Origin of the sequence: Methyloversatilis universalis EHg5, assembly GCF_000378945.1 — a bacterium.
In the GTDB taxonomy this organism is placed as follows: domain Bacteria; phylum Pseudomonadota; class Gammaproteobacteria; order Burkholderiales; family Rhodocyclaceae; genus Methyloversatilis; species Methyloversatilis universalis_A.
In genome coordinates, this window is record NZ_KB900539.1 from 1,361,297 (window position 1) to 1,372,994 (window position 11,698).

The following is an 11,698-nucleotide window of genomic DNA, read 5'->3' on the forward strand; positions in this document are numbered from 1 at the left end:
GAACCGGAGGCCCAGGCCTCCGGTTTTTCTTTGTGCGAGAGCCATGAACACTGTCCTGCACTGCGGTTCCTACCGTCTTCCGCTCGATCGCCCGCTGGTGATGGGCATCATCAATGCCACGCCCGATTCATTTTCCGGTGATGGCGTCGGTTTCGATCTCGCCCGCGCGGTCGCGCAGGCCGAGAAATTCATCGCCGACGGCGCCGACATGCTGGACATCGGCGGCGAGTCGACCCGCCCGGGCTCGGACCCTGTGCCGGCGGACGAGGAACTGCGCCGGGTCGTGCCGCTGATCGAGGCGCTGGCCGGTCTGGGCGTACCGCTGTCCATCGACACCTGGAAGCCGGAAGTGATGCGTGCCGCGCTGGCGGCCGGCGCCACGCTGGTGAATGACATCAACGGCCTGAGGGCGCCGGGCGCGGTGGAGGCGGTAGCGGCCACTGACGCCGGCGTCTGCATCATGCACATGCAGGGCACACCGCAAACCATGCAGATCGAGCCCCGATATGCCGACGTGTGTGCGGAAGTGACTGATTTCCTTCTGCAACAGGTGCGACTCGCGGAAGATGCGGGCATCGCGCGCGAACGCATCATGCTCGATCCGGGCTTTGGCTTCGGCAAGACATCGGACCACAACCTGACGCTGCTCAAGGGGCTGCGCGCGCTGGCCGATTACGGTTATCCGCTGCTGGTCGGGCTGTCGCGCAAGTCGGTGCTGGGCCGGCTGACCGGGCGCCCGGCCACCGACAGGGTGGCGGCCAGCGTGGCGGCCGCACTGGCGTCGATCGCGCGCGGCGCGCACATGGTGCGGGTACACGACGTGGCGGCCACCCGTGACGCGATCGCGGTCTGGCAGGTGGCCGGCATTTTCGAACAGACGGATATTTAGGAGATTCAGCAGATGTCGAGACGCTATTTCGGGACCGATGGTGTGCGCGGTCGGGTGGGGCAGGCCCCGATCACGCCGGATTTCGTGATGCGCCTCGGCTACGCCGCAGGTCGTGCGCTGGTCGCCACCGAACATCTGCCGGCGGGCGAACACCCGGCGGTGCTGATCGGCAAGGACACCCGGGTGTCCGGCTACATGCTTGAAGCCGCGCTGGAAGCCGGGTTTGCCGCCGCCGGCGTCGATACCGTGCTGGCCAAGGTGGTGCCGACGCCGGCCGTGGCCTACCTCACCCGCGCGTTGCGTCTGCAGGCTGGCGTGGTCATCAGCGCCTCGCACAATCCGTTCGAAGACAACGGGATCAAGTTTTTCTCCGCTCGCGGTACCAAGCTGCCGGACGAGGTCGAACTGCAGATCGAGGCGCTGCTGGACGAGCCCATGGGCTGCATGGAATCGTCCCGCCTGGGCAAGGCCCGCCGGATCGAGGATGCGCCCGGCCGCTACATCGAATTCTGCAAGAGCACCTTCCCGACCGAACTGGATCTGCGTGGCCTGAAGATCGCGCTCGACTGCGCGCACGGCGCCGCCTACAGCATCGCGCCCAAGGTATTCCACGAACTGGGTGCCGAAGTGGTGACCGTTGGCTGCAGCCCGAACGGCATGAACATCAACGACGGCGTCGGCGCCACGGTGCCGAAGTCGCTGTCCGAGGCGGTGCGCGCCCACGGTGCCGACATCGGCATTTCGCTGGACGGCGATGCCGACCGGCTGATGATGTGCGACGCCAGCGGCCGCGTCTACGATGGCGACGAACTGCTGTACGTGATTGCCGGCCAGCGTCTGCGCGAAGGTCGTCTGAATGGCGTGGTCGGCACGCTGATGACCAATCTGGCGCTGGAACACGCGCTGAACGAGATGGGTGTCGGTCTGGCTCGGGCCAAGGTGGGCGACCGCTATGTGCTGGAGACGCTGCACCAGCAGGGCTGGCGCCTTGGTGGCGAGAATTCCGGCCACATCATCGACCTCGACCGCCACACCACCGGCGACGGCATCGTGGCGGCGCTGCAGGTGCTGGCGGCGCTGCAGTACCAGGACGCCGGGCTGGATCAGGCCTGCGCTGGTCTGACGCTGTACCCGCAGAAACTGGTCAATGTGAAGCTGCGCCCCGGTTTCGACTGGAAGGCGGCCAATTCCATCGATCAGGCCAGGACCGAGGTCGAGCGGGAACTGGCTCAGCGCGGCCGGGTGCTGCTGCGCCCTTCAGGCACCGAACCGCTGCTGCGCGTGATGGTGGAAGGGCAGGACGCCGACGAGGTGAGCCGTCTGGCACGTCGTCTGGCCGAAGTCGTCGAATCCGCGATGGCCGCCTGAATGCCGCGCTGATCGCCATCCGGGGCCGTCCTCGAAGGTGAGGGTGGCTCGGCCCTTGGGTGGCCATGCCGGACGCGTGTAGATTGCGAATCCTCATGACAAGGAGGAGGTCGCCATGCGTTTCGATACGCTCGCCATTCACGCAGGCTATTCGCCCGACCCGACCACCCGTGCGGTGGCGGTTCCCATCTACCAGACCACCAGCTACGCCTTCGACGACACCCAGCACGGGGCCGATCTGTTCGATCTGAAGGTCGCGGGCAATATCTACACCCGCATCATGAACCCCACCAGCGACGTGCTCGAACAGCGCGTCGCGGCGCTCGAGGGCGGCATCGGTGCGCTGGCGCTCGCGTCCGGGCAGGCCGCCATCACCTATGCCATCCTGACCATCGCCGAGGCGGGCGACAACATCGTCGCCACGTCAGCCCTGTACGGCGGCACCTACAACCTGTTCGCCCACACGCTGCCGCAGTACGGCATCGAGGTGCGTTTCGTCGATGCGTCCGATCCGCAGTCGGCGGCAGCAAAGATCGATGCACGCACCAAGGCGGTGTTCTGCGAATCCATCGGCAATCCGCTGGGCAATGTGGTCGACTTCGCCGCGTTCGCCCAGGTCGCGCACGAGGCCGGCGTACCGCTCATCGTCGACAACACGGTGCCGTCCCCCTATCTGACCCGGCCGTTCGAGCACGGGGCCGACATCGTCGTGCACTCGCTGACCAAGTACATGGGCGGGCACGGCACCAGACTGGGCGGCATCCTGGTCGATAGCGGCCGTTTTCCGTGGGCCGAACACAAGGCACGCTTCCGCCGGCTGAACGAGCCCGAGGTGAGCTATCACGGCGTGATCTATACCGAGGCGCTCGGGCCGGCCGCCTATATCGGCCGGGCGCGTACCGTGCCGCTGCGCAATATGGGCGCGGCCATTTCGCCGTTCAACAGCTTCCTCATCCTGCAGGGGCTGGAAACGCTGGCGCTGCGGATGGATCGTCACTGCGACAACGCGCTCGCGGTGGCCCGCCATCTGCGCGCGCATCCCAAGGTCGAGTGGGTCAATTACGCCGGCCTGCCGGACCATCCGAGCCACGCGCTGGTGCAGCGCTATTTCGGCGGCAAGGCGTCCGGTCTGCTCACCTTCGGCGTGAAGGGCGGTCGCGAGGCCGGCGCGCGCTTTCAGGACGCGCTCAAGCTGGTCACCCGGCTGGTCAATATCGGCGACGCCAAATCTCTCGCCTGCCACCCGGCGTCCACCACCCACCGCCAGCTGTCGCAGGACGAACTGAAGCGGGCAGGGGTGTCGGAAGACATGGTGCGGCTGTCCATCGGCATCGAGCACATCGAGGACATCCTGGCCGATCTGGACCAGGCACTGCAGGCTGTTTGATCGCGGTCAGAGGGTGGCTGGATGAATTGTTTCACCGTCACAGAGGCGTAACAAAGCATTCATAAACTGCGTTCCGTCGCATCGCAACACGACGCAATCTTACGGAGAGTCTGATGAACGTACGCAAGATCACCACCCTCGCAGCCGCTGTCGGCGCCCTTTTTGTTTCGGCATCCGCACTGGCTAACCAGCCGCTGGTCAAGATCGACGGTTCGAGCACGGTGTTCCCGATCACCGAAGCGGTGGCCGAAGAGTTCCAGAAAGCCAAGAAGGGCGCCGTCCGCGTGACCGTGGGTATTTCCGGTACCGGCGGCGGCTTCAAGAAGTTCTGCCGCGGCGAGACCGACATCTCGAACGCTTCGCGTCCGATCCTGGACAAGGAAATGGCTGACTGCAAGGCCGCCGGCATCAAGTACATCGAACTGCCGGTCGCTTTCGACGCGCTCACGCTGGTGATGAACCCGAAGAACGCCTTCCTGAAGCAGATCACGGTCGCCGAACTGAAGACCATGTGGGAACCGGCTGCCCAGGCCAAAGTGCTGAAGTGGAACCAGGTCAATGCCGCATGGCCGGATACCGGCCTGAAGCTGTTCGGCCCGGGCGCCGATTCGGGCACTTTCGACTACTTCACCGAAGCGGTCGTCGGCAAGGCCAAGTCCAGCCGCGGTGACTTCACCGCGTCGGAAGACGACAACGTGCTGGTGCAGGGCGTGTCGCGTGACGCAGGTGCGCTGGGCTACTTCGGTTTCGCCTACTACCTGGAAAACAAGGACAAGCTGAAGGCGGTGCCGGTGGTCAATCCGAAGACCGGCAAGGCAGTCGAGCCGTCGCTGGAAGCGGTCATTTCCGGCGATTACCAGCCGCTGTCGCGCCCGATCTTCATCTACGTGAATGCCGCTTCGGTGGATAAGCCGGAAGTGAAGGAATTCGTCGAGTTCTACCTGAAGAACGGCGCCGCGCTGACCAAGGAAGTGAAGTACGTGCCGCTGACCGACGCCGACTACAAGCACGCGCTGGACAACTTCAGCAAGAAGAAGACCGGCACCGCCTTCGGTGGCCACTCGGAAGTGGGTGTCAAGGTGTCTGACCTGCTCAAGCGCGATCCGAAGGAATAAGCGTCGCGTAGCGAGGCCCCGGGACAGTGTTCCGGGGCTTTTTGTCGTCCGGTGCCCGGCGCAAGCCCGGCACCGATAAAATGAGCGCCCTTCACATGTCCGCCAACGCCCCGCCCATGTCCGCTCCCCTGTCGAGTGCTCCGGATACGGTCAGTGACCGTCTGCGCAAGCGCGCATCCCGCCACGTCAAGGAGAGGGTGATCGAATTCATCCTCTTTTCCGCCGCCTCGATTTCGGTGCTGACCACCGCGGCCATCGTCTACATCCTGGTCAGCGAATCGCTGACGCTGTTCGAACACGTGTCGCTGTGGGATTTCCTGACCGACACGCAGTGGACGCCGCTGTTCGACGATGCGCACTACGGCATCATGGTGCTGCTGTCGGGTACGCTCACCAGTTCATTCGTTGCGCTGGCGGTGGCGCTGCCGCTGGGCACCATCATCGCGATCTGGCTGTCCGAGTTCGCCTCTTTCAAGACCCGCGAGTTCGCCAAGCCGGTACTTGAACTGCTGGGCGGCGTGCCCACCATCATCTATGGCTACTTCGCGCTGATGGTGGTGACGCCGGCGCTGCAGTCCATCTGGCCCGATCTGCCGGGCTTCAGTCTGCTGTCAGCCGGTCTGGTGATGGGCGTCATGATCATTCCGTACGTGAGTTCGCTGTCCGAAGACGCGATGCGCGCGGTGCCGATGAGCCTGCGCGAAGGCTCGTACGCAATGGGCGCGACCCGTCTGCAGACCGCGCTGCGCACCGTGGTGCCGGCCGCGACCTCGGGCATCGCCTCGGCCTACATCCTGGGCATTTCGCGGGCGGTGGGCGAAACCATGATTCTGGCGGTAGCCGCCGGCATGCAGCCCAACCTGACCTTCAATCCGGCCGAGCCGGGTGCGACCATCACGTCCTACATCGTGCAGGTGGCACTGGGTGATCTGCCGCACGGTTCGGTCGGCTATCAGACCATTTTCGCCGCCGGTCTGACGCTGATGCTGATGACCCTCTGTTTCAACCTGCTTGGCTACTACCTGCGCAAGCGCTTCCGCGAGGTGTATTGATCCATGAACCAACAGGACCTCCAGGCCATCCGGGCCATCATCACCCGTCACAAGCGCTGGGACATGCTGTTCGGCCTGCTCGGCCTGCTCGCGCTGATGGTGGGTGTGCTGACGCTGACCGTGCTGTTCGCCGACATGGCGATCAAGGGCGCGAGCCGCATCGACTACGACTTCCTGACCAACTTTCCGTCGCGCCGCGCAGGCAGTGCCGGCATCCTGTCTGCCTGGGTGGGCACCATCCTGGTCATGCTGGTGACCGCCTTCTCGGCGGTGCCGCTGGGCGTGGCGGCCGGTGTCTATCTCGAGGAATACGCACCGAAGAACTGGATGACCGACATCATCGAGATCAACGTGACCAACCTCGCGGGCGTGCCGTCCATCGTGTATGGCCTGCTGGCGCTGGGGCTGTTCGTCTACAAGTTCGGTTTCGGTCAGAGCATTCTGTCGGCCGGTCTGACGCTGGGCCTGCTCATCCTGCCGGTGGTCATCGTGGCCACCCGCGAGTCGATCCGCGCGATTCCGCAGATGGTGCGCGAAGGCGCCTATGCCTGCGGTGCGACGACCTGGCAGACGGTGCGCGACCACATCGTGCCGTACTCGAGTGCCGGCATCCTGACCGGCGTCATCATCGGCATGGCCCGCGCCATCGGCGAGACCGCGCCCATCATCACCATCGGCGCGCTCACCTTCATCGCCTTCCTGCCGCCGGCGCCCTACACCGAGGTGTTCCCCTTCATCAGCTTCGACTGGCTGACCGCCCCCTTCACCGTGATGCCGATCCAGATGTTCAACTGGACTTCGCGCCCTGAAGCGGCTTTCCAGGTCAATGCGGCTGCTGCCGGCTTCCTGCTGGTGCTGATGACGCTGTGCATGAACGGCGCCGCGATCTGGCTGCGCTACCGCCTGCGTCGCAACATCAAGTGGTGATCCACGCCGGCCCCCGCTGAATCCAACATTCGAGAAAGACCGACCATGACCATTGCGACCGATGTGCGCACCCAGGCGAAGGCCGAAGTCCAGAATCTGAACTTCCATTACGGTGCCTTCCATGCCCTGAAGGGCATCAACATGCCGGTGCACGAGAAGAAAGTGACCGCGCTGATCGGCCCGTCGGGCTGCGGCAAATCCACGCTGCTGCGCTGCTTCAACCGGATGCACGACCTGTACCCGGGCAACCGCTACGACGGCAAGATCCTGCTGCATCCGGACAACACCAATCTGCTCGACGAACAGGTCGATCCGATCGAGGTGCGCATGCGCATCAGCATGGTGTTCCAGAAGCCGAACCCGTTCCCGAAGTCGATCTACGAGAACGTCGCTTACGGCCTGCGCGTGCGTGGCGAGAAGCGCCGTTCGGTGATCGATGAGCGGGTGGAGCAGGCGCTGCGCGGCGCCGCACTGTGGGATGAGGTGAAGCATCGCCTGAACGAGCTGGGCGCCAATCTTTCCGGCGGCCAGCAGCAGCGTCTGTGCATCGCCCGCGCACTGGCGACCGACCCGGAAATCATCCTGTTCGACGAGCCGACTTCGGCGCTCGATCCGATCGCTACCGCCAGCATCGAAGAACTGGTGACCGAGCTGAAGGACAAGGTGACCATCCTGATCGTGACCCACAACATGCAGCAGGCGGCCCGCGTGTCGGACTACACCGCTTACATGTACATGGGCGAACTGGTCGAGTTCGGCCTGACCGACCAGATCTTCATCAAGCCGCAGAAGAAGGAAACCGAGGACTACATCACCGGCCGCTTCGGCTGACAGCGATCAAGTCCGTTCCCGCTCCGGCCCCGGATTTTTGCGCTGCGATGCGCTAGAATCCGGGGCTTTGCTTTTGGCGCGCAGGCGGATACGAATGCGGAAACTCGTTGTAGGCAACTGGAAAATGCACGGCGGCCTGGCGGCCAACGCCGAATTGCTCGGCGCCCTGCGCGCAGCGGGCGATCAGGGCTGCCCGTCGGCGGTCTGCGTTCCTTTCCCCTATCTGTCTCAGGTGCAGACGTTGCTGGGCGGTTCGGACGTTGCATGGGGCGCACAGAATCTGAGCGAGCATGCGGTAGGGGCCTACACCGGTGAGGTGTCCGGCGCGATGCTGAACGATTTCGGCTGCCGCTATGTCATCGTCGGCCATTCCGAAAGGCGTGCGCTGTTCGGCGACAGCGACGAACGGGTTGCGGCCAAGGTCGATGCGGCGCTGGCGGCAAAACTGCTGCCCATTCTGTGCGTCGGCGAAACGCTGGATGAACGCGAAGGCGGCGTGACCGAGGCGGTGGTCGAGCGCCAGCTGCGTGCGGTGTTCGAGCGCGGCGGTGCTGCTGCGCTGGGTGCCTGCGTACTGGCCTACGAGCCGGTCTGGGCCATCGGTACCGGCAAGACCGCAACGCCGGAGCAGGCGCAGGCAGTGCATGCCTTCATCCGGGTGCGACTGGGTGAGTGGTGCGGTGCCGAAGTGGCCGCGCGCACGACGATTCTTTACGGCGGCAGCGTCAAGCCGCAGAACGCCGCCGAGCTGTTCGGGCAGGCGGATATTGATGGTGGTCTGATTGGTGGTGCGTCGCTGGTGGCCGGGGATTTCCTCGCCATCGTGGCGGCGGCCGCTTCTTGAGGTGATGTGATGGGTATCGTTTTCTCTCTGGTGTTGTCGGTTCACGTGCTGGTCGGCGTGGGCGTCATCGTTCTGGTGCTGCTGCAGCATGGCAAGGGCGCCGACATGGGCGCAGCTTTCGGCAGCGGTGCGTCCGGCAGCCTGTTCGGTTCGTCCGGTTCGGCCAACTTCCTGAGCCGCACGACCGCGGCGCTGGCCGCAGTGTTCTTCTGCACCAGCCTGGCGCTGAGCTATCTGGCGACCAATCAGCCGAAATCGGGTGCCAGTTCGGTGATTGATGCGGCCAAGGGTGTCACCGTTCCGGTGGCGCCTGGTGCGGCGCAACAAGCTCCGGCAGCCCCGGCGCAGCCCGATTCCAAGGCCGCCGACATTCCGAAGTAAGTCGCAGACGTCGTGAAACGCGCTATACTCCGCGCGTTTCACGCTGCAGTGCAACGTGGTGCGCAGCCTATCGGTTGTGCGCCGTAAACCGGCCCCGGATTACTCGCCGCGCCGCCGGACACGATTTCAGGCATGAATGACCCGTCATGTTGATCGAATATTTCCCGATCCTCCTGTTCATCCTCATCGGCATCGGTTTTGGTTTCGTGCCGATGATCGCAGGCAAGCTGGTCGGCCCCAGCAGACCGGATCCCGAAAAGCTCTCCCCCTACGAGTGTGGCTTCGAAGCGTTCGAAGACACGCGCATGAAGTTCGATGTGCGTTACTACCTCGTGGCCATCCTGTTCATCCTGTTCGACCTGGAAATCGCCTTCCTCTTCCCGTGGGCCATCGTGCTCGAAGAGATCGGCATGTTCGGCTTTGTCGCGATGATGATTTTCCTCGGCATTCTGGTCGTGGGTTTCATCTATGAATGGAAGAAGGGCGCGCTGGACTGGGAGTGATTCCCTCTGGCGTCGGGGTGCGCTGCGCCCATACACGTAATCAAGACGGATTGATCGATGAGCATTGAAGGCGTTCTTCAGGAAGGCTTCGTCACGACGCAGCTGGACAAGCTGATCAACTGGACGCGTACCGGTTCGTTGTGGCCGATGACCTTTGGTCTGGCCTGTTGTGCGGTCGAAATGATGCAGGCGGGCGCGTCCCGCTATGACCTCGACCGCTTCGGCATCGTGTTCCGGCCGAGTCCGCGACAATCCGATCTGATGATTGTCGCCGGCACGCTTTGCAACAAGATGGCACCGGCGCTGCGCCGTGTGTACGACCAGATGCCCGAGCCGCGCTGGGTGCTCTCGATGGGCTCCTGTGCCAACGGTGGCGGCTACTACCACTACTCCTATTCCGTCGTGCGCGGCTGTGACCGCATCGTGCCGGTCGATGTCTATGTGCCCGGCTGTCCGCCGACCGCCGAGGCGCTGATCTACGGTCTGATGCAGCTGCAGAACAAGATCCGTCGCACCAGCACGATCGCACGCTGAGGCCTGACGACCGCCATGAGCACACGCATTGAATCCCTGCGCGACGCACTGGTCGCGCAGTTCGGCGACAAGATCCGCGCCACGCTCGCCCTGGGCGAGCTGACGGTCGAAGTGGCCGCCGAGGACTATCACGATATTTCGCTCGCGCTGCGCGATCACGCCGATACGCCGTTCGAACAGCTGATTGATCTGTGTGGCGTCGACTATTCGACCCACACTTCGCGCAGCGAAGGCCTGCGTTACGCAGTGGTCGTCCACCTGATGTCGGTGGCGGCGAACCTGCGGCTGCGCCTGCGTACCTTCGCGGCCGACGACGGCTTCCCGGTGGTCGCCTCGGTTAACGACGTCTGGCCGGCCGCGAACTGGTTCGAGCGCGAGGCCTTCGACCTGTTCGGCATCCTGTTCGCCGGCCATGGCGACCTGCGCCGTCTGCTGACTGACTACGGTTTCGTCGGCCATCCTTTCCGCAAGGATTTCCCGATTTCCGGTCATGTCGAAATGCGCTACGACCCGGATACCAAGCGGGTCATCTACCAGCCGGTCACCATCGCACCGCGCGAAGTCACGCCGCGCGTCGTGCGCGAAGAAAACTACGGGGACGTCGGCCATGGCTGAAATCCGCAACTACACGATGAACTTCGGGCCGCAGCATCCGGCGGCCCACGGCGTGCTGCGCCTGGTGCTCGAACTGGACGGCGAAGTCGTCCAGCGTGCCGATCCGCACATCGGCCTGCTGCACCGCGCGACCGAAAAGCTGGCCGAAACCCGCACCTGGGTTCAGAGCGTGCCCTACATGGACCGCCTGGACTACGTGTCGATGATGTGCAACGAGCACGCCTACTGCATGGCGATCGAGAAGCTGCTGAATCTCGACGTGCCGGAGCGTGCCCAGTACATCCGCGTCATGTTCGACGAAATCACCCGCATCCTGAACCACCTGCTGTGGCTGGGTGCGCATGCGCTCGACGTCGGCGCGATGACGGTGTTCCTGTACGCCTTCCGCGAACGGGAAGACCTGATGGACGCCTACGAGGCGGTGTCGGGCGCGCGCATGCACGCGGCCTACTATCGTCCGGGTGGCGTGTATCGCGACCTGCCGGACACGATGCCGCAGTACCAGGCGAACAAGTTCAAGAACGCTGACGCGATCAAGCGCCTGAACGAGAACCGCAGCGGCTCGATGCTCGATTTTCTGCAGGATTTCACCGACCGCTTCCCGCGCTATGTCGACGAGTACGAAACCCTGCTCACCGACAACCGCATCTGGAAGCAGCGTCTGGTCGACATCGGCATTGTGACGCCCGAGCGCGCCAAGGCGCTCGGCTTTACCGGTCCGATGCTGCGCGGTTCGGGCATCGCCTGGGATCTGCGCAAGAAGCAGCCGTACGAAGTGTACGACCGCATGGAGTTCGACATCCCGGTCGGCACCAATGGCGACAGCTACGACCGCTATCTGGTACGCATCGAGGAAATGCGCCAGTCCAACCGCATCGTCCGTCAGTGCATCGACTGGCTGCGCAAGAATCCGGGGCCGGTCATCAGCGACAACCACAAGGTTGCACCGCCGTCGCGTGAAGCGATGAAGGGCAATATGGAAGAGCTGATCCACCACTTCAAGCTGTTCACCGAAGGCATCCACGTGCCGTCCGGCGAATGCTATGCGGCGGTCGAGCATCCGAAGGGCGAGTTCGGCATCTACGCGATGTCGGATGGCGCCAACAAACCCTACCGCCTGAAGATCCGCGCGCCCGGTTTCGCACACCTGGCCGCGATGGATGAAATGTCCCGCGGACACATGATTTCCGACGTCGTGGCCATCATCGGCACGATGGACGTCGTGTTCGGCGAGATTGACCGATAAGCATCC

13 protein-coding genes are annotated in these 11,698 nt (G+C 64.0%); all 13 read left to right on the top strand.

The genetic code is table 11. The features are described from left to right. Nucleotides 1-43 precede the first annotated feature (43 nt). The 13 genes from folP (at nt 44) to METUNV2_RS0106385 (ending at nt 11,692) form a co-directional block, all read left to right on the top strand. Nucleotides 44-889, top strand: coding sequence for a dihydropteroate synthase (gene folP / locus METUNV2_RS0106325; RefSeq protein WP_018228647.1), 846 nt, complete (start codon nt 44-46; stop codon nt 887-889). A gap of 12 nt (nt 890-901) precedes the next feature. Beyond that, complete coding sequence (gene glmM, locus METUNV2_RS0106330) at nt 902-2,257, top strand: phosphoglucosamine mutase (protein ID WP_018228648.1); 1,356 nt, start codon at nt 902-904, stop codon at nt 2,255-2,257. Nucleotides 2,258-2,372: 115 nt separating this feature from the next. After that, nucleotides 2,373-3,644, top strand: coding sequence for an O-acetylhomoserine aminocarboxypropyltransferase/cysteine synthase family protein (locus METUNV2_RS0106335; protein WP_018228649.1), 1,272 nt, complete (start codon nt 2,373-2,375; stop codon nt 3,642-3,644). 113 nt (nt 3,645-3,757) lie between these two features. Further along, nucleotides 3,758-4,759 carry a PstS family phosphate ABC transporter substrate-binding protein gene (locus METUNV2_RS0106340; protein WP_018228650.1) on the top strand — a complete coding sequence of 334 codons (1,002 nt, stop codon included), beginning with the start codon at nt 3,758-3,760 and terminating at the stop codon, nt 4,757-4,759. Nucleotides 4,760-4,854: 95 nt separating this feature from the next. Continuing rightward, nucleotides 4,855-5,811: a phosphate ABC transporter permease subunit PstC gene (pstC, locus tag METUNV2_RS0106345; RefSeq protein ID WP_018228651.1), complete on the top strand. Its 957-nt coding sequence runs from the start codon at nt 4,855-4,857 to the stop codon at nt 5,809-5,811. 3 nt (nt 5,812-5,814) lie between these two features. Next, nucleotides 5,815-6,738 carry a phosphate ABC transporter permease PstA gene (gene pstA, locus METUNV2_RS0106350; protein WP_018228652.1) on the top strand — a complete coding sequence of 308 codons (924 nt, stop codon included), beginning with the start codon at nt 5,815-5,817 and terminating at the stop codon, nt 6,736-6,738. A gap of 45 nt (nt 6,739-6,783) precedes the next feature. Then, on the top strand, nt 6,784-7,569 hold the full coding sequence (gene pstB, locus METUNV2_RS0106355) for a phosphate ABC transporter ATP-binding protein PstB (protein ID WP_008058277.1): 786 nt from the start codon (nt 6,784-6,786) through the stop codon (nt 7,567-7,569). A 94-nt stretch (nt 7,570-7,663) separates the two neighbouring features. After that, complete coding sequence (tpiA, locus tag METUNV2_RS0106360) at nt 7,664-8,413, top strand: triose-phosphate isomerase (RefSeq protein WP_026187924.1); 750 nt, start codon at nt 7,664-7,666, stop codon at nt 8,411-8,413. 9 nt (nt 8,414-8,422) lie between these two features. Then, the gene (secG, locus tag METUNV2_RS0106365; RefSeq protein ID WP_018228654.1) at nt 8,423-8,794 is read left to right on the top strand and encodes a preprotein translocase subunit SecG; all 372 of its coding nucleotides are present in this window, start codon (nt 8,423-8,425) and stop codon (nt 8,792-8,794) included. Nucleotides 8,795-8,940: 146 nt separating this feature from the next. Continuing rightward, complete coding sequence (locus METUNV2_RS0106370) at nt 8,941-9,297, top strand: NADH-quinone oxidoreductase subunit A (RefSeq protein ID WP_018228655.1); 357 nt, start codon at nt 8,941-8,943, stop codon at nt 9,295-9,297. Nucleotides 9,298-9,354: 57 nt separating this feature from the next. Further along, on the top strand, nt 9,355-9,831 hold the full coding sequence (locus METUNV2_RS0106375) for a NuoB/complex I 20 kDa subunit family protein (protein WP_008058281.1): 477 nt from the start codon (nt 9,355-9,357) through the stop codon (nt 9,829-9,831). Between the two features lie 15 nt (nt 9,832-9,846). Next, the gene (locus tag METUNV2_RS0106380) at nt 9,847-10,446 is read left to right on the top strand and encodes an NADH-quinone oxidoreductase subunit C (protein WP_018228656.1); all 600 of its coding nucleotides are present in this window, start codon (nt 9,847-9,849) and stop codon (nt 10,444-10,446) included. Further along, nucleotides 10,439-11,692: an NADH-quinone oxidoreductase subunit D gene (locus METUNV2_RS0106385; RefSeq protein WP_018228657.1), complete on the top strand. Its 1,254-nt coding sequence runs from the start codon at nt 10,439-10,441 to the stop codon at nt 11,690-11,692. The genes METUNV2_RS0106380 and METUNV2_RS0106385 overlap by 8 nt, the downstream gene beginning before the upstream one ends. Nucleotides 11,693-11,698 lie beyond the last annotated feature (6 nt).